The organism is Glycomyces halotolerans (assembly GCF_054779575.1).
The window spans coordinates 79,968-98,332 of sequence record NZ_BAAGXZ010000004.1 but is presented as its reverse complement, the minus strand read 5'-3'; the positions used below and the strand labels follow the sequence as shown (position 1 = coordinate 98,332).

14 protein-coding genes are annotated in these 18,365 nt (G+C 68.9%); 2 read left to right on the top strand and 12 right to left on the bottom strand.

Translation table 11 applies throughout. The annotated features are described in order from the left end of the window. Positions 1–73: 73 nt before the first annotated feature. From ACYVL2_RS05300 to ACYVL2_RS05285, 4 genes are all read right to left on the bottom strand, one after another. Positions 74–1,183: a hypothetical protein gene (locus ACYVL2_RS05300; RefSeq protein ID WP_460540925.1), complete on the bottom strand. Its 1,110-nt coding sequence runs from the start codon at positions 1,181–1,183 to the stop codon at positions 74–76. 175 nt (positions 1,184–1,358) lie between these two features. Next, positions 1,359–2,642 carry an RNA polymerase sigma factor gene (locus tag ACYVL2_RS05295; RefSeq protein ID WP_460540923.1) on the bottom strand — a complete coding sequence of 428 codons (1,284 nt, stop codon included), beginning with the start codon at positions 2,640–2,642 and terminating at the stop codon, positions 1,359–1,361. A gap of 9 nt (positions 2,643–2,651) precedes the next feature. Continuing rightward, positions 2,652–3,017, bottom strand: coding sequence for a YciI family protein (locus ACYVL2_RS05290; RefSeq protein ID WP_460540921.1), 366 nt, complete (start codon positions 3,015–3,017; stop codon positions 2,652–2,654). 107 nt (positions 3,018–3,124) lie between these two features. Beyond that, a complete protein-coding gene (locus tag ACYVL2_RS05285; protein ID WP_460540919.1) occupies positions 3,125–4,234 on the bottom strand; it encodes a substrate-binding domain-containing protein in 1,110 nt (369 codons plus the stop codon). Between the two features lie 263 nt (positions 4,235–4,497). On the opposite strand from ACYVL2_RS05285, the gene ACYVL2_RS05280 reads away from it, so the two are divergent. Beyond that, a complete protein-coding gene (locus ACYVL2_RS05280) occupies positions 4,498–5,403 on the top strand; it encodes an MBL fold metallo-hydrolase (RefSeq protein WP_460540917.1) in 906 nt (301 codons plus the stop codon). A 436-nt stretch (positions 5,404–5,839) separates the two neighbouring features. On the opposite strand, the gene ACYVL2_RS05275 is transcribed toward ACYVL2_RS05280, so the two are convergent. After that, entirely contained in the window at positions 5,840–6,346 is a 507-nt protein-coding gene (locus ACYVL2_RS05275; protein ID WP_460540915.1) for a MarR family winged helix-turn-helix transcriptional regulator, read from the bottom strand. 131 nt (positions 6,347–6,477) lie between these two features. On the opposite strand from ACYVL2_RS05275, the gene ACYVL2_RS05270 reads away from it, so the two are divergent. Next, positions 6,478–7,386 (top strand): EamA/DMT transporter family protein, encoded by a 909-nt coding sequence (locus ACYVL2_RS05270; protein WP_460540913.1) that lies wholly within the window; start codon positions 6,478–6,480, stop codon positions 7,384–7,386. A gap of 6 nt (positions 7,387–7,392) precedes the next feature. On the opposite strand, the gene ACYVL2_RS05265 is transcribed toward ACYVL2_RS05270, so the two are convergent. The 7 genes from ACYVL2_RS05265 to ACYVL2_RS05235 all read right to left on the bottom strand — a co-directional run bounded on the left by ACYVL2_RS05265 (position 7,393) and on the right by ACYVL2_RS05235 (position 18,341). Beyond that, on the bottom strand, positions 7,393–8,202 hold the full coding sequence (locus tag ACYVL2_RS05265) for an ABC transporter permease (protein WP_460540910.1): 810 nt from the start codon (positions 8,200–8,202) through the stop codon (positions 7,393–7,395). Beyond that, positions 8,199–9,179, bottom strand: a complete 981-nt coding sequence (locus ACYVL2_RS05260) for a DrrA family ABC transporter ATP-binding protein (RefSeq protein ID WP_460540908.1) — start codon at positions 9,177–9,179, stop codon at positions 8,199–8,201. Before ACYVL2_RS05260 ends, ACYVL2_RS05265 begins: the two co-directional genes overlap by 4 nt. 195 nt (positions 9,180–9,374) lie before the next feature. After that, positions 9,375–13,283: an ATP-dependent RNA helicase HrpA gene (gene hrpA / locus ACYVL2_RS05255; RefSeq protein ID WP_460540905.1), complete on the bottom strand. Its 3,909-nt coding sequence runs from the start codon at positions 13,281–13,283 to the stop codon at positions 9,375–9,377. A 65-nt stretch (positions 13,284–13,348) separates the two neighbouring features. Next, positions 13,349–13,891: a hypothetical protein gene (locus tag ACYVL2_RS05250; RefSeq protein WP_460540903.1), complete on the bottom strand. Its 543-nt coding sequence runs from the start codon at positions 13,889–13,891 to the stop codon at positions 13,349–13,351. Positions 13,892–13,937: 46 nt separating this feature from the next. Further along, on the bottom strand, positions 13,938–15,533 hold the full coding sequence (locus tag ACYVL2_RS05245; RefSeq protein WP_460540901.1) for an ABC-F family ATP-binding cassette domain-containing protein: 1,596 nt from the start codon (positions 15,531–15,533) through the stop codon (positions 13,938–13,940). Between the two features lie 293 nt (positions 15,534–15,826). Then, positions 15,827–16,639, bottom strand: coding sequence for a lytic polysaccharide monooxygenase (locus tag ACYVL2_RS05240; protein WP_460540899.1), 813 nt, complete (start codon positions 16,637–16,639; stop codon positions 15,827–15,829). 187 nt (positions 16,640–16,826) lie between these two features. Beyond that, the gene (locus ACYVL2_RS05235; protein ID WP_460540897.1) at positions 16,827–18,341 is read right to left on the bottom strand and encodes a sodium-dependent transporter; all 1,515 of its coding nucleotides are present in this window, start codon (positions 18,339–18,341) and stop codon (positions 16,827–16,829) included. Positions 18,342–18,365: the final 24 nt, after the last annotated feature.

Genomic DNA, 18,365 nt, shown 5'->3' with positions numbered 1-18,365 from the left:
TGAGGGCCGCCGCCGATCAAGGTGATCGGCGGCGGCCCTCTCGTTCAGTCGCTGGTCGACGGGCCGGCGGGTGCTACCAGTCCTGGGCGACCCGGCGGCGGCGCACGATGAAGAACAGCACAGCGGCGGCGGCCACGAGCGCGGCGGCGGTGCTGAGCATGATCGTCAACGAGCTACCGGTCTCGTTGAGCTTCTCCTGCGCGATCGGGGTGGTGTCCTCGACCGGCGGGGCCTCGTCGCACTCCTCCGGCTTGGTCCACTGCTGCTCACCCGGGTAGTCCTCGTCCCCGTCGCTGACGACGTAGGTGACCACGAAGGAATCCGCGCCCTCGGGAGCGTCGAAGGTGACGGTCTCGGGCTCTGCTCCCGGGGCGAGGACCATGAAGACTTCTTCGCCATTGGGAGGAGTGAAGGTGAAGGACAGTCCGACCGAGCCGGACGGAACCGCCAACTCGAACTCGAGGCCCTCACAGGTGGAGTGGACGGAGCTGCCTTCGCAGTTGGTCCCGCCTTCCCATTCGTGAGTGCTCAGTTCCGTGTCGCCGACGCTCACAGTGACGTTCAGCGACTTCTCCGATTCGCCGACCGGGAAGAAGTACGAGGTCTCCTTGGCCGGTTCGATCGGGTAGACGACCGCGTCGCCGTTGCTCGGCGAGAAGGTGAAGTCGACGGTCTCGGCATAGTGGTTGAGCACGCCGACTTCAAGGCCGAAGCAGTCGCTGACGGCCCACACCTCGGGGGCCTCCTCGGGCTCGTCACAGCCGTCGGTGGGGCGATTGGCCGACCCTTTGCCGGTGCCGGTCTCGTCGTTGGACCAGACGGCGTCGACGGTCAGTTCGACGCGGTCGACATCGTTGCTGAAGGTCTGCGTGGCAGTGAGCGGCGTTTCACCCGGATAGGGCAGCGCCACATTCTCCTCGATGTCGCCTTCGAGCTCGACTTCGGGCTCGCTCGAGGTGACATCGGTGATCCACCCGGCCCCGATGTGAGCGTATCCGCGGTAGTCCTTCCAGTTCCAGTCCTCGACCGTCCAAGTGACGGTCCAGGTGTCCTCGGCGCAGGTCGTAGTGGACGTGACCGTGGTGTGGTGGGCCTGAGCGGCCGAGGCGAACGTGACTGCGCCGGCGAGGCCGACGACCACGCTGCCGGTCAGTCCCAGCACCCTCCTGAGGGTACGGTTCATGTTTCTCCTAATTTCTGGCTTCCGAAATGGGGGGTCGTGGGGTGCTCAGTGCGGTCGGGAGGCTGCAAGCCGAACCGCGAAGGCACTGTACCAACTAGACACGCAGGCACATGAAGAAAGGTCGCATAACAATCTGGCAACGCGGGGGCGCGAGTGCGGTCCGGGCCGCAAGGGATCAGCGATCACTCCTGAGGTTCACCGTGCGTCGCAGCATCTGTGCTTTTTCCCGTTCGTTGCTAGTCAAGGCTGCGGCGTGCTCGAATTCACGGGCCGCTTCGGCCGTGCGGCCCATGCGTTCGAGCATCTCCCCTCGCACTGCGGGCACGAAATGATAGGCCTTCAGCGCCGGCAGGTCGGCGATCTCCTCGACCAGGTCGAGCCCCGACTGCGGGCCGAACGCCATCCCGAAGGCGACCGCCCGGTTGAGCGCCACGACCGGCGACGGCTGCACCGCCAGCAGTCGCGAATAGAGCCCGGCGATGCGGACCCAGTCGGTGTCCTCGGGCTTCGAAGCCCTGGCGTGGCAGGCCGCCACCGCGGCTTGGAGCACGTACGGGCCGGCGTCCTCGCCCCAGGCGCCGGCACGGTGGAGGGCGGCCAGGCCGCGCCTGATCAGCAGCCTGTCCCATTTGGACCGGTCCTGTTCCGGCAGCGGCACCGGATCACCATGGGCGTCCACTCGGGCCCGAGAGCGCGAAGCCTGGAAGTCCAGCAGGGCGGCGAGCCCGAGGACTTCCGGCTGGTCGGGCAGCAGGGCGGCGAGCCGTTGGGCCAGGCGCATCGCATCCTGGCACAGCTCGGGGCGCATCAGGTCGGCGCCGCCGGTGGCGGTGTAGCCCTCGTTGAAGATCAGGTAGACGACCTCGAGGACCGCCTCCAGGCGGTCGACGAACTCGGCGGGCGCGGGGGCCTCGAAGGTCACGCCGGCCTTTTCGAGTTTGCGCTTGGCCCGCACGATGCGCTGGGCCACCGTGGACTCGGCGGTGAGGTAGGCGCGGGCGATCTCGCCGGTGGTCAGGCCGGCCGCGACTTTGAGGGTGAGCGCCGATCGAGCCTCGAGGGACAGGACCGGGTGGCAGGCGCAGAAGACGACGCGCAGAAGTTCGTCGCCGATGTCGTCGTCGAGTTCCCGTTCGGCCGCGCCGATGGGGTCCTCGGCGGCGCCTTCGGCTTCGAAGCGGCGCGCCAGCAGCTCGTATTTGCCTTTGAGGTTCTGGTCGCGACGGATCCGGTCGACGGCGCGGCGTTTGGCGGTGACCATGAGCCAGGCCGCGGGGCGGTCGGGGACGCCTTCGGTCGGCCACTGCTCGAGGGCGGCGACGACCGCGTCCGCGGCGAGCTCTTCGGCGAGACCGACGTCGTTCACGGTGCGGGCGAGGACGGCGATGATCTTGGCGGACTCCAGCCGCCACACCGCCTCGACCGTCCGGTGAACGCCGTCGGTCCGTTCGCCGATCATGCCGTGATGTTACTCCTCGTCGACGATCCTGCGGACTTCATGGACGACGTCCACGCCGGGCGCGTGCTTGCGGTGCAGCTCGACCGACTGCCTGGCGATCTCGACGGCCTCCTCCTGGCTGCGGCACTGGACTATGAAGTAGCCGCCGACCCATTCCTTGGCTTCGGCGAACGGCCCGTCGAGGATCTTGACCTTGCCGTCGTGCAGATCGACGCGGGTGGCCCGTTCGGTCGGCTCGAGGCCCGCGCCGTCGACGAGGACGCCGTCGGCGGCGAGCTTCGCCACGTAGCCGCCCATCGCCTCGTACATCTCGGCGGGGACGGTCTCGGGGTCGATGGGGCCGCCTTCGTGGACGACGTTGATGAGGTAACGCATGGCGCTGCTCCTTACTCAGTGGTTATCGGCCTTGATACCTCTGGGTCGAACGGGGCGCCGCCGAATCGACGGGTTCGGAGGAGTTTTTTCCGCCGGGCCGCCGGGACTCAGATCTCGAGCCACTCTTCGGCCTGGTCGATCTCCTCCTCGGTGAGGTACTCGCTCTCGATCAGCACTTCTTCCCAGTTGGACTTGTCGACGCTGACCGGTTCGAGCAGCTGGGCCGGGACGAACTTGAAACCGTTGTTGTAGGTGCCGAGGTCGTTCACTTCGGGCTTGCCGCCGTCGACGATGGCCTTGACCATGCCGGAGGCGACCGCGGCCAGGTCGCGGGTGTCCTTGAAGACCGTCTGGGACTGGCCGGTCTCGTCGCGGATGGCCCGGACCGAGATGGCCTCGGCGTCCTGGCCGGTGACGATGGGGAAGTCGGCGGTGCCGGGAACGAAGCCCGCTTCCTCGAGGGCGGCGACGATGCCGCGGCTGATGCCGTCGTAGGGCGAGAGCACGGCGTGGAGTTCGCCGTCCTGGTAGTGGTCCTCGATCAGCTTCGCCATGCGCTCCTTGGCGACGACGCCGTCCCACCGGTTGGTGGAGGTCGGTTCCTGCTCGGTGTCGCCGGAGCGGATGTTGATGATCCCCTCGTAGGTGTACCGCTCGAGGGTGTCGAGGCCGCCCAGGAAGAAGTGCTGGGAGTTGCTGTCGTCGAGGGAGCCGGAGAACAGCTCGACGTTGAAGGGGCCGCTGTTCTCCTGGACGTTCAGCTGCTCGAGGATGTGGGTGGCCTGCAGGACGCCGACCTGGTAGTTGTCGAACGAGGCGTAGTAGTCGACGTCGGGCGTGTCGAGGATGAGGCGGTCGTAGGAGATGATCGTGATGCCCCGGTTCTTGGCGGTGGCCAGGACCTCGCCGAGGGACTTGTTGCCGATGGCGCCGATGATGAGGAATTCCACCCCGCGGTCGATCATGCCCTGGATCTGCGAGATCTGGTCCTCGATGACGTCCTCGCCGTATTCGAGGATGACGTCGTAGCCGGCGTCCTTGAGCTGTTGCTCGAGGGCCTCACCCTCGATGACCCAGCGTTCCGAGGTGCTGGTGGGCATGGCAATGCCGGTGTGACCGGTAAGCTCGGCGGACGTTTCGGCTGCCGAGCATCCGGCCATCGACATGGCGGCGACTCCCGCCGATCCGTACAGCAGGCGACGGCGACTGAGGTGCATGGGAGAGATACTCCTTCGTGCAAAAGGGGCGACAATTCACCTGGGAATCTACACGAGCAAGATTTTCAACAACTGACACATTCCGTGATGCGTTCGTTGTCCAGCTCCCTGGGCAAATCACCGCATTAGCGGCGGTTCCCACCGCCGGGGTGGCCGCCGAGATCGACCTTAGATCCTCCCGCCGGCAGGCTCGCCGCGACCCCTGGCGGAAGCGGCGCGGCTCGCTCGCGATCGTGGCGGGCAGGGCCCCATACGATGGGTCCATGGGAGATCGCTGGATCGAGGTCGCCGACGGCGTGTGGGTGCGGCGCTGCGAAGAGCTGGATCTGTCGATGGGGCTGATCGTCGGCGATGACGGCTGCCTGGTGGTCGACACGGGCGTCGACGCCGACCACGGCTACGACTTCGCCCGCGCGATCCGCGAGCTCACGGACCTGCCGTGGCAGGTCGCCTACACCCACGACCACTACGACCACTGGTTCGGAACGGCGTCGTTCGGCGAATCGGCGGTGTGGGCGGCCTCCGACGGGGCAGCGTATCTCGGCTCGGGAGACCGGCAGCGCCGGCGCATGGCCTCCCAGTACCGGCTCGAAGGCCGCGAGGGGGCCGCCGAGCGCATCGGCCGGTCCCCTCTGGTGCCGCCGAACCGCCGTGTCAAGGGCGCGGTCGGCCTCGATCTCGGGGGTCGGACCGCGGTGCTGCGCGAGAGCGGACCGGCGCACACCGGCGCCGACTTGGAGGTCGAAGTGCCCGACGCGGGCGTCTTGTTCGCTGGGGACCTGCTCGAGAACGGCGCGCCGCCGCAGTTCGACGACGCTTTCCCGTACCACTGGCCACGGGCGGTCGAATACCTGCTGAGCCGGCGGCCCCCGACGGTGGTTCCCGGTCATGGCGAGCCCGGAGACTACTGGTGGGCGAGGAGCCAGGCGCGGGACCTGGCCGAGGTGGCGAGCCTGTGCGGCGAGGTGGCGCACGGCGTGGTGACGGCCGAGGAGGCGGCCGAGCACGCGCCGTTCGGACCCCGGACGATGCGCACCGCACTGGAACGGGCGCGGACGGCGGCTCCTCCCCCGGGTCCGAGCCCTGCCCCGGTGAACGGCGGGACCGTACGGGAGACGGTGTACTTCTACGACGGGACCGGCTACGTGGGCGACCTAGAGATCGAATAGGACGGTTTCGCACCCCGGGGGGCTTGCGGCATACTGGCAATCGGAACCTGTCAATACTCCGATTTCGACCGCATCGCCCCGGCGACCACTCCCCTCGGGACGAGGTTCTGGAGTCGGCCGTCGAGGGACGCTGGGGCTATTGGAATCCCGCGATCGCGTGCGGGACGTACGGCTCTTCGAGCAGCGCGGCCTCGTCCTCGCAGAGTTCGAGTTCGACCGCGCCGAGCACGTCGACGAGGTGTCCGGGGCTTGGTGATCCCGACGATCGGGGCGGTGACCACCGGGTTGCGCCACAGCCAGGCCAGGGCGACTTGGGCGCGGGTGGCGCCGCGGGCCTCGGCGACTTGGCCGACGCGGTCGATGATCGCCTGGTCGGATTCTTCGGCGCCGGAGCGTGATGCGGTCGGGGTCGCGCGGGTTCTGCGGGGTTCGCGGTTCAGGCGAAGGGCTGGTCTTCGAAGCCGGCGTGGACTTTGCGCATCAGTGCGTCGAGTTGGCGGCGTTCTTCGGGGTCGAGGGGGGCGAGGGCGGCGTCGTTGACCTCTTGCCCGGCGCGGACGGCCGTTTCGATGACGTGGCGGCCCTGCTTGGTGAGGTGGATTTTGAGGGCGCGGCGGTCGGCGGGGTCGGGGTGGCGTTCGATGAGTCCGGCTTGTTCGAGTTTGTCGAGGCGGCCGGTGAGTCCGCCGGAGCTGAGCATGAGGGTGGCGCTGATCTGTTTGGGCGAGAGGATGAACGGTTCGCCGGAGCGGCGGATGCTGGCGAGGACGTCGAATTCGCCGCGTCCGAGTCCGAGTTCGGAGTAGACGTCGTGGAGTCGGGCGGCGAGTTTCTGGGAGACGCGGTGGATGCGGCCGAAGATGGCCATGGGTTGGAGTTCGAGGTCGGGCAGTTCCCGGTGCCATTGCTCGATGATGCGGTCGACCGCGTCTGGTTCAGCCATGGGGACATTCTGTCTCACCTGGGAGGACGCCGTGCGGGTACCTGGCGGTGATGTAACTCAAATGCAAGCAGCTTGACTACAAGTAGCTTGATACTAAGCTAATTATGAGCAAGCTGTTCTGAGGAGTCCCCATGCCCACGCGCACCCGCGATATCGCTCTCACCGCCCTCGCACCCACGATGTGGGGCACGACTTACCTGGTCACCACCGAGTTCCTGCCGCCCGACCGGCCGATGCTGACCGCGCTGCTGCGAGCGCTCCCGGCGGGACTGCTGCTCATGTTCATCGCGCGGAGGCTGCCGCGGGGCGAGTGGTGGTGGAAGGCGTCGGTGATCGGCGCGCTCAACATCGCGGCCTTCTTCACGCTGCTGTTCCTGGCCGCCTACCGGCTGCCGGGCGGTGTGGCCGCCGTGGCGGCGGCGGTCGGGCCGCTGGCGACGGCCGGGGCCGCGATCCTGATCCTGCGCCGGCGGGTGCGGCCTCGCACCTGGCTGCTGGGCCTGGCGGGAGTGGCGGGCGTGGCGCTGGTGGTGCTGACCGCCGAGGCCGGGCTCGACCTGGTCGGGGCGGCGGCGGGTATCGGCGGCGCGGTCTCGATGGCCGTGGCGGTCGTCCTGACCAAGCGCTGGGGTCTGCCGAGGGACGCCGGTCCGGCGGCACTGGCCGGCTGGCAGCTGACGGCAGGCGGGCTGCTGCTGCTTCCGGTGGCGTTCCTGGTGGAAGGCGGACTGCCGGAGCTGACGGCGACGAACGCGGCCGGTTACCTGTACCTGGGCGTGGTGAACACGGCGCTCGGCTACTGGCTGTGGTTCCGCGGCATCGGCAGGCTCTCGGTCGTGCCGCTGAGTTTCCTGGGGCTGATGTCGCCGCTGACGGCGGCGGTCGTCGGATGGCTGGCGCTGGGCGAGGCGTTCACACCGTGGCAGACCGCGGGCTTCGCCGTGGCCCTGGGCGCGACGGTGGCGAGCCAACTCCAGGCCAGGCCCCGCACCCCGAAACCCACCGTCTCAGTCCCCCACCCGGAACTGACCCGAGCCTGACCCCGGTCAAACCATCTTCTTCTTGTAGGCGCGCATCGCCAGCGGGGCGGTGACGGCGAGGATGACCGCGGCCCACACGGCCGTCCACATCAAGGGCTCGGCGATCGGGCCATTGGAGAGCAGGCCGCGCATGGTGTCGGCCAGATGCGTCACCGGGTTGACGTCGGCCCAGCTGCTCAGTACCCCCGGCATCGTGCTGGTGTCGACGAAGGCGCTGGAGGTGAACGTCAGCGGCATGATCACCACGAAGGAGTAGATCTGCACCTTCTCCTCCGAGTCGGCCAGCACGCCCATCAGCACCGAGACCCAGGAGATGGCGAGCGCGAACACCACGATCACGACGGTCGCCGCCAGCGCCCCGGCGAGGCTGCGCAGTTCGAAGCCCATGATCACGCCGAGCCCGAGCATGACCGCGACCGACCACACCTGTTTGAACAGGTCGGCGAAGATCTTGCCGGCCAAGGGCGCCGAGCGGGCGATCGGGAGCGACCGGAACCGGTCGTAGACGCCTTTGCGCAGGTCGGCGTTGATGCCGGTGCCGGTGTACATGGTCAGGAAGATGGCGTTCTGTGCGATGAGTCCGCCGAGGACGTACTGCAGGTACTCGGTGGTGGAGCCCGCCATCTGTCCGCCGAAGACGTAGACGAACAGCAGCAGGAACATGACCGGGCTCAGCGACAGGTCGACCAGTTCGAAGGGATTGTGCTTGATGCGGACCATCTGGCGCCAGGCCATCGAGAGGATCTGGCCGAGTGTGGCGCCGAGGCCGGCCGAGCCGGTGATGCCGGGTTTGACGTCGAGAGCGGCGGTGGTCATTGCTGGTCCTCGTCTTCGGTCTGGTCGTCGTCTTCGGACTCGGCTCGGTGGCCGGTGATGGTCAGGAAGACCTCGTCAAGGCTGGAGAGGCCGAGGTGGAAGTCGGTGAGCGCGATGCCGCGGTCGCGGATTTCGGCGGCGAGGGCGGGCATGATCGCGTCGTCGTTGACGCCGACGGTGACGACTCCGGCCTCGATGAGCGGTTCGACCTCGGGGAAGCGTTCGGCCACGAGGGCGCGCACCGGTTCGAGCTGCGCGGGATCTTCGGGCTGGATGCGGAGGGTCTGGCCGCCGATCTTGGCTTTGAGCTGGTTGGGGGTGCCGGTGGCGATGACCTTGCCCTGGTCGATGACGGCGATGTCGTCGGCGAGCTGATCGGCTTCCTCGAGGTACTGGGTGGTCAGCAGCACGGTGGTGCCGTCGGCGACGAGCGCGCGGACCAGTTCCCACAGTTCCCCGCGGGCGCGCGGGTCGAGGCCGGTGGTGGGCTCGTCGAGGAACAGCATGCGGGGCCGCCCGACGAGGCTGGCGGCCAGGTCGAGGCGGCGGCGCATGCCGCCGGAGTAGGTCTTGACGGCTTTGTCGCCGGCGTCGGAGAGGTTGAACTGGGCGAGCAGTTCACGGGCGCGGGTTCGTGCCTCGCGGCGGCCGACCCCGAGGAGGCGGCCGATGAACAGCAGGTTCTCTTCGCCGGTGAGCAGTTCGTCGACGCCGGCGAACTGGCCGGTCAGGCCGATGAGGGAGCGTACGCGTGCGGCGTCGCGCACGATGTCGAAGCCGCCGACGCGGGCGGTTCCGGCGGTCGGTGCGGAGAGGGTGGCGAGCATCCGGACCATGGTGGTCTTGCCCGCGCCGTTGGGGCCGAGGACGCCGAGGACCGTGCCGGCCCGGGCGGTCAGATCGACTCGGTCGACCGCGACCAGGGGGCCGAAGTGCTTGGTCAGGCCCTCGGTTTCGATGGCGTTGTCGTGCGACACGTCGTGCTCCTTCGGGAACGTCCGCGGTGCCGGAGCGGTGGGGACGGGATTCCGGTGTCCGGGTCCGCCTGACGGTGTGGTCGGGCTCCGATTCCATGATCATGCAACGCCGGTACGACAGGCGGCCGGGTTTCGGGCCGGAGTCGGCGGTGATTTCCGCCCCGTCGGTGTGTCGGGCGGCCGGGTGGTGTCCGGTTACAGCGATTGGAGGAGTCGGCGGACCCGTTTCTCGCTGACCTGGTAGCGGGTGCCAAGGGGTTGGGCGAAGAAGCTGACGCGCAGTTCTTCGAGCATCCAGCGCAGTTCGCGGCCTTCGGCGGTGCGCATCGCCGCGGGGCGGGACCGGGCGAGGGCGTCGCATTCGGCTTCCAGTGCCCGGACGGCGTCCATTTTGGCTCTGTCGCCGGACACGTCGTCTTTGAGGCGGCGGGCTCGGTGCACGATGGCGCGGACGTACCGGGTGAGGTCGTCGAGGCGCCACCAGCCGGTGGCCCCGATGAAGCCTTCGTGGCCGACCAGGGCCTCGAGCTGCCGGCGCATGTCGCTCATCGCCGGGAGCATCGCGAAGTCGAATTTGCCTTCGAGGAGTTTCGAGGCCTCGCGGGCCTGCGTCAAGGTCGCGGCGGCCTTGCGCGCGACCGTCGGCGATTCGCCGGCGATCTCGGGGCGGGCGCGTTTGAGGAGGGTCTCGAAGCCGTCGCGGTTCCAGGCCGGTCCCCCGTTCTCGATGAGGACCTTGTCGAGGACCGTTCGCACGCAGTCGTCCAGGAGCGCGTCGACGTTCGGGTAGGGGCCGGTGGCGAGGACGAGCAGTTCGTTGCGGGTGAGGGCCTCTTTGAGGTGCGGGTCGGGGGCGCCGAGTCGGAGCAGCCGCCGGGTCCCGGCCCACATGTTGGCCGCCTGCGCGCCGGGGTCGGCGAAGCAGGTGATGCCCGCGGTCGCGCCTTCGTCGGTGAGCGCCGGGTAGGCCTTGGCGACGTAGCCTCTCCGCGGGGTCTCCTGGATCTTGGGCAGCTCGTCGAAGTCCCATTCGGTCAGGCCGGTGCGTTCGAGTTCGGGGGCGGCGTCGGCGGCGGCCTCCCGGGTCTTGGGGGCCAGTTGGCGTTGGAGCGCGCCGAGTTCCTTGCCTTCGGCGAGGACTGAGCCGTCCTCGTCCTTCACCTGGAAGGTCATGAGCAGGTGACCGGGGATCTTGGTGAGGTCGAAGGCGTCTTCGGGGACGTTCACGCCGGTCATGGCCCGCAGGGTCTCGGCCAGCGCGGCGGTCATGGGGCGGCCTGGGGGGCGGCCGGGTTCGGGCGGGTCCATGCGGGCGACGGCGGCGCTCGCGAAGTCGGGGGCGGGCACGAAGTTGCGCCGCAGGCTCTTGGGCAGGCTCTTGATGAGCGCTTCGGCGAATTCGGCGCGGAGCCCGGGGACCTGCCAGGTGAAGGCGTCCTGGTCGAGTTGCTGCAGGGCGGGGAGCGGGACTTCGACGGTGACGCCGTCGGCCGGTGAGCCGGGCTCGAATTCGTAGTCGAGTTCGAGGTCGACGCCTTCGGAGGTCCAGACCTCGGGGTAGTGCTCGGGTGCGACCGCTTCGGCGCGGTCGCCGAGCAGGAGGGTCTCGTCGAAGTCGAGCTGGTGTTTGTCGCGCTGTCGCTTCCACCAGGAGTCGAAGTGGCGGCCGGAGACGATGTCGTCCGGGAGGCGCTGGTCGTAGAACTCGAAGAGCGTCTGCTCGTCGGCGAGGAGGCCGCGCCGGCGCACGCGGTTCTCGAGTTCTTCGACTTCGCCGATCTTGGCGCGGTTGCGCTGGAAGAAGGGGTGGTGGGTCTCCCATTCGCCTTCGACGAGGGCGTGGCGGATGAACAGTTCCCGGCTGGCGGCCGGGTCGATGCGTCCGAAATTGATCTTGCGGCGGGGCACGATGGGGACGCCGTAGAGGGTGACGCGTTCGAAGGCGAGGACGGCGCCGGCTTTTTTGGACCAGTGCGGTTCGGAGTAGGACCGTTTGACGAGGTGCTGGGCGAGCGGTTCGACCCATTCGGGTTCGATCTTGGCGCAGATGCGGCCCCACAGGCGGCTGGTCTCGACCAGTTCGCCGGCGACGACCCAGCGGGGCTGCTTTCGGAACAGTCCCGAGCCGGGGAAGATCGCGAATCTGGCGCCGCGGCCGCCGAGGTATTCGCGTTTGTCGGCTTCCTTGACGCCGATGTGCGAGAGCAGGCCGGCGAGCAGTGCGGTGTGGATGCGGCGGTTGTCCGGGGGCGGGGTGACGGGCTGCGCGGGGATCTTGAGGCCTTTGAGGACGCTGCTGATCTGGCGTACCAGGTCCTGCCATTCGCGGATGCGCAGGTAGTGGAGGTATTCCTGTTTGCACATGCGCCGGAAGGCGCTCGATGAGCGGGAACGTCGCTCGTCGTCGAGGTATTTCCAGAGGTTGAGGTAGGCGGTGAAGTCGCTTTCGGGGTCGTTGAAGCGGGCGTGGGCCTGGTCGGCTTGGGCCTTCTTGTCGGCTGGGCGCTCGCGCGGGTCCTGGATGGAGAGGGCGGCGGCGATGACGGCGACTTCGTGGACGCAGCCTTCTTCTCGGGCCTGCAGGATCATGCGGGCCAGGCGCGGGTCGATCGGGAGGCGGGCGAGGTCGCGGCCGGTGCGGGTGAGTTTGGGGGCCCGGCCGCGTTCGGTTTCGAGCGCGCCGAGCTCGACGAGGAGGTCCATGCCGTCTTTGATGTTGCGCGCGTCCGGTGCGTCGACGAACGGGAAGTCTTCGACCCTGCCGAGGCGGGCGGCGGTCATCTGGAGGATGACGCTGGCGAGATTGGTGCGCAGGATCTCGGCGTCGGTGAACTCGGGCCGGGCGTTGAAGTCGTCTTCGGAGTAGAGGCGGATGCAGATGCCTTCGGCGACGCGGCCGCAGCGGCCGGCGCGCTGGTTGGCGCTGGCCTGGCTGATCGGCTCGATGGGGAGGCGCTGGACCTTGGTGCGGGCCGAGTAGCGGGAGATGCGGGCGTGGCCGGCGTCGATGACGTAGCGGATGCCCGGCACGGTCAGGGAGGTCTCGGCTACGTTGGTGGCCAGGACGATGCGTCTGCCGGTGTGGGAGGAGAACACCCGGTGCTGCTCGGCGGCGGAGAGTCGGGCGTAGAGCGGCACGACTTCGGTGTGGCGGAGCTTCGCCTTCTCGAGGGCGTCGGCGGTGTCGCGGATCTCCTGTTCGCCCGAGAGGAAGACGAGGATGTCGCCGTCGCCTTCGCGGCTGAGTTCGCCGACCGCGTCGAGGATGCCGTCGGTCTGGTCGCGCTGCTCGTCCTCGTCGACCAGGGGCCGGTAGCGGACCTCGACCGGGTAGGTGCGGCCGGAGACCTCGAGGATCGGGGCGGGAGCGCCGTCGCGGTCGCTGAAGTGCTGGGCGAACCGCTCGGGGTCGATGGTCGCGGAGGTGACGATGACTTTGAGGTCGGGCCGTTTGGGGAGGATCTGCTTGAGGCAGCCGAGGATGAAGTCGATGTTGAGGCTGCGTTCGTGGGCCTCGTCGATGATGATGGTGTCGTAGGCGCTCAGGAGCCGGTCGTGCTGGAGTTCGGTCAGCAGGATGCCGTCGGTCATGAGCTTGACGTAGCTGGAGTCGGAGACCTGGTCGGTGAAGCGGACCTTCCAGCCGACCGCTTCGCCCAGCGGGGATCCGAGCTCGTCGGCGATGCGTTCGGCGACGGCGCGGGCGGCGATGCGCCGGGGCTGGGTGTGGCCGATCATGCCGCGTACGCCGCGGCCGAGTTCGAGGCAGATCTTCGGGATCTGCGTGGTCTTGCCCGAACCGGTCTCGCCGGCGATGACGACGACCTGGTGGTCGCGGACGGCCGCGGCGATGTCGTCGCGGCGCTGTGAGACGGGGAGTTCATCGGGGTAGACGATCTTGGGCACGTTCGCGGCGCGGGCGGCCAGACGTGCCTCGCGGGCCTCGACGTCCGCTTCGAGGGCCTCGAAGGCGGCCTTGCGGGCGGGGCCTTCGAGTTCGCGGGCTTCGCGCAGGCGCCTGCGCAGGGCGCGCTGATCTGCCGTGCGCAGGGCGAAGACGCGTTCGCGCAGGCTGGTGCGGGATTTCGAGGTGCTGCTGGGCATGACGATCGTCAAGGATACGCGACCGCCATGCCGTCGGGCCACGTGTTTTTCGCCGGTTCGGGTCGCTACTCCGGTTCCAGATCGCCGCACAGGATGCGGCTGGAACCGGCCTGTTGGAGCAGATCGTTCGAGCCGCTCGCGTGGACGACGATGCTCATGGCGCGGTCGTCCACGGCCAGGTCCGATCCGTCGGTCATCGTGCCGAGCCCGCCCTCGTCGGTGATCACGTACGTGTGGACGTGCGTCGGCCCGGCCGGGTGGAGGTCGGCGTCGGGATCGGACGACCAGTGATCGCCTCCCGGAGGCTCGTCGTCGCAGGTGCCCGCGTGGATGTGCGCGGGATACTCGGTGTTCGGCTGCAGGCCCTCGACGACCAGGTCGACGGTCGTGCCCTCGTCGACCGTGCCCGGGTCGGTCGTGACGTCCGCGTCGCCGCCCGCGTCGGGGAGTATGTCGGCCCAGGGGTCGAGCACTTGGAGGTCGGCGTACCGGACCTGCCCGGTGACGTCTTCGTCGGCATCGCGCTCTTCATCAGGGCCGTCTCCGCACGCGACCGTCAGCCCGAGGAGGGCGACGGCAGCAGACAGCCCGCGCGTTCGTGAATACATGGCGGCTCCGATCGTCGATGGTCGGATGCCCAGTATCGACCCGGGATCAGCCGTTTCCCGGTAACCCGGCGCTCGTGTCGTCCACGATCCCGGTTCCGCGTTCGAGGCGGACGCGGCGGGTGAGGGCGAGGCCGTCGAGGAAGGCCTCGTCGTGGCTGACGACGAGGAGGGCCCCTTCGTAGGCGCGCAGGGCCTGCTGGAGCTGCCGGATCGAGGTCATGTCGAGGTTGTTGGTCGGCTCGTCGAGCAGCAGGAGGTGCGGGGCGGGACGGGCCGAGAGCACCGTCGCCAGCGCCGCGCGCAGCCGCTCGCCGCCGGAGAGCGTGGCGGTCTTGTGGAAGACGGCTTCGCCGCGCAGCAGGAAGCGGGCCAGGCGGGTGCGCAGGAGCGTGGGATCGGCGTCGGGGGCGAGCGAGCGGACGTTGTCGAGCACGGTGGCGTCGTCGTCGAGCAGTTCGAGGCGCTGAGTGAGGAAGCCGTGCGGGACGCGGGCGGCCTCGGCGACGGCCCGCAGCAGCGTGGTCTTGCCTGAGCCGTTGTCGCCGGTGAGTCCGACGCGTTCGGGTCCGCGCAGGTGCAGGTCGATGCCGTCGGCCCAGAGGTCTCCGGCGCGGTGGCCTTCGAGGCGCACGATGTCGCGGTGCGGGCCGACGGAGGTCTCCGGCAGGTCGATGTTGATGGCGGCCCCGTCGCGGACTTCGGATTTGGCGGACTCGAGTTCCGCTCTGGCTTCGGCGACGTCCTCGGCCATGGCCGTGCCGATCCGTCCGGCGGTCGCCTCCCCTTGGTTCTTCTTGGCGTTGCGGATGATGGCCGGGGCGTTGGCGTACTTCTTCTTGCCGGTCTTCTCGCGGCGGGCCAGCTTGGTCTGCATTTCGGTGAACTCGCGTTTCTGTCGCGAGAGCTCCGATTCGGCGTCCCGCACGGCGCGCTCGGCCGCCTCCTGTTCGACGGCGATGGCCCGTTCGTAGGCGGCGAAGTCGCCTTCGAAGGTGCGGATGCGTCCGGCGTGCAGCTCGGCGACGGCGTCGACGCGGTCGAGCAGCGCCCGATCGTGGCTGACGACCAGGAGCGTGCCGGTGAAGCGGCGGATCGCCGCGTAGAGTCGCTCGCGCGCCGATCGGTCGAGGTTGTTCGACGGTTCGTCGAGCAGCAGCACGTCGGGGCGCCGCAGGAGCCTGCCGGCGAGGCCGACGAGCATGGATTCGCCGCCGGAGAGCGTCGCGACGGTGCGTTCGAGTCCGATGTGGTCGAGGCCGAGCTCGTCGAGCGTGAGGCGGGCGCGTTCGATGAAGTCCCAGTCGTCGCCGATGACGGTGAAGTGCTCCTCGGCGGCGTCCCCGCCTTCGATGGCCTTCAGTGCCCGCAGTTCGGCGCGGATGCCGAGCAGATCGGCGACGGTGTCGTCCAGACGCAGCGGCAGGTCCTGCGGCAGGTAGGCGATCAGGCCCGAGACGTGGACTGAGCCGGAGTCGGGTCGCAGCAGGCCGCTCATGAGGCGCAGCAGCGTGGACTTGCCGGTGCCGTTGTCGCCGATGAGGGCGGTGCGCCCGTCGGAGAAGACGGCGTCGAGCCGGTCGAAGACCGCATCGCCGTCGGGCCAGGCGAAGCTCAGACGGTTGACGGTGATGAAGGTGGACATGCGCGTCCCTCTCAGGTCCGATGTGGAAAGGAATCGGTTGAGAAGGCACCGCGCCGGTGGGAATCTGGAGGAAGACGGCGCGAGACGGCCGGGAATGGGAGTCCCTCGATCGCAGACGCTCAGCTTGCGGGTGGGGGCCGGGCCGATGGACGGCTCGCGGGCTTCACCGGATCTGAGGCGCGGTGCCTGCGATTACAGCTTCAAGGGAGTTCCCAACGTCGACTACAGAGGCCGGGACGATGGTAGCGGCTCGGACGGCCGGGGTCAACCGGCCGTCCGGAACCGGGTGGGGATCAGCAGTTTCTGACGTGTTCCCAGACGCCCCATTCGCCGGTGGTGCCGGGCTCTTCGCCGCGGGTCCACCATTGGGCGCGCCATTCGGAGCCGCCGTGGGTGACCATGTCGCCGCTGGTGTAGACGGAACCGGACGCCCAGACCGGGGCGGTGCAGTCGCCGGCGGGCGGGGGATCGCCGTCGCCGTCGTCGTCACCTCCGCCTCCGCCGCCGCTGCCGCCGCCGAAGTCGACGTCGATGCAGGAGTAGAAGGCGTTGGCGGTGTCGGCGATGGTCCACACTGCCAGGATGAGGTGGCGGCCGGACTTGCTCGGCAGGTTGACGCTGTGGGTCACCGACCAGTCGGGGCGCTGACCGCCGTCGTGGTCGGTGAAGATCGGCGTGGACTCCAGGTCCGCGCGGCTGAGCGTCCCGGACGGGTTCCAGCCGTCGCGGGTGATGAAGTACTCCCACTTGTCGGTGGCGTGGGCGGCCTTGATCGTCCAGGTGAACGTGCGCGAGCCGGACGAGACGTTCGTGGCGGGCCAGGTGCCGCCGCGCGGGTCGTCGAGCTCGGAGAACCGTTCGTTGCCGCCGGCGCAGATCAGGCCGTCGGCCGGTCCCGCGGCTGGGAAGCCCTTCGGCCCTTCGGTGCTCTGCGGCTCCCACTGGATCGCTCCGCAGTTGGAGACGGCGCCGCTGGCGCAGTTCGCGTTGCGGCTGGGCGGGTCGGAGATGTAGCCGTGGCCGAGGGCCGGGCTCGCCATCGTCGCCGACAGGACCGCCGCGGCGGCCACGCCGAGCAGCAGGGTCAGGCGTCTTTTCAATCGCATCTGTCACTCCTCTCAGGGGGAATTGGAGGCGGTGGCCCGCGGTGACTTAACTGGCCACCTTGTTAACTGAAAACTAACCTAACAGTTATTGAACTCCCTGCACAAGGGCTGAGACCGATCAATTTCCATCAATACCTATGGAAACGGCCGCATCCGCGACGGATGTGGCCGTTGTGGCTCGAGCGATTCAGCGCGGGTCGAGCGCCGGCTCGTCGGACCGCTCGGAGGGCAGCGGTCGGCGACGCATGATCAGGCCCATGATCACCCCGAAGGCGATCGCGAAGCCGCCGACGACCCAGTTGATGAGGATCAAGGGGTTGAGCGCGCCGTCGTCGCCGTAGAGGTCGCGGCCTTGGTCGAGCAGATTCGAGGCGACCGTCCACACCAGCACCGCGACCGTCAGCGCCAGGCAGGCGTACCAGATCCAGCCGAGTTTGAGGATCGAGGTGCGGTTGGCGTCGGCCGCCAGCGCGGGCAGGCGGCCGGTGACGAAGGCGGCGACGATCGTCGCCAGGCCGGCGAGGATGAGTCCGTAGCCGGAGACGGCGAAGTCGACCGCGTCGAGCATGTGGGAGCCGTTGGCGGTCGGGTAGACCGCGATCGAGAACAGGGCCATGGGGACGCCGATGAGGAGGAGGGTCTTGCGGCGTCGCCAGCCGAAGCGGTCCTCGATGGAGGAGAACGGGACGATGACCATCGACACGATCGAGGAGATGCCGGCGACGACGAGGCTGGAGAAGAACAGCACGCCGACGAAGGCGCCGCCGGGCATCTCGCTGAGGATGGTCGGGAAGGTCACGAAGGCCACGCCGCCGCCGACGTCGACCAGGTCGCCGATCGCGGTGCCGGTCTGGGCCGACATGAAGCCGAGGACGGCGAAGACGCCGATGCCGGCCATGAGCTCGAAGCCCGAGTTGGACAGTCCGACGGTGACGGCGGTGGTGGACAGTTCGGAGTTGCGGCGCAGGTAGGAGGCGTAGGCGATCATGGTGCCCACGCCGATCGACAGCGAGAAGAAGACTTGGCCGTAGGCGGCGATCCAGATCTCGTAGTCGCCGATGCGGTCCCAGCGCGGGGTGAAGAACTCGTCGAGGCCTTCGGCGGCGCCGTCGAGGGTGAGGGCGCGGACGACGATGACGCCGAAGAGGACGACCAGCAGGGGGATGAAGATCCGGTTGGCGAGTTCGACGCCTCTGCGGACGCCGCCGGCCATGATGAGCAGGACCAGGGCCCATACGACGATCAGCGGCACCAGGATGCCGGGGCGGTACCGGCCGAAGGCGAGCGGGTCTTCGGAGGCGCCGAGGTAGGTGCCGCCGAAGAAGGCGGCGGCGTCCTCGCCCCAGGCGAGGTCGAAGGAGAACCAGACGTAGCTGAGGGCCCAGGCGATGACGAGGGCGTAGAAGGTCGCCAGGAAGAAGGCGACGGCGGCCTGCCACCAGCCGATGCCTTCGGCGGGGCGGGAGAGCAGGCGGAAGGCCGCCGGCGGGCCGCCCCGGTAGCGGCGGCCGATGGAGTATTCGAGCAGGAGCAGGGGGATGCCGGCGGTGGCGAAGGCGAACAGGTACGGCAGCAGGAAGGCGCCGCCGCCGAATTCGTAGGCTTCGCCGGGGAAGCGCCAGATGTTGCCGAGTCCGACCGCCGACCCGGCGGCGGCCAGGATGAACCCGGCGCGGGTGCCCCATGTCTCCCGTGTGCTCATGCGCGTGTCCTCGGAGCGGTCGGT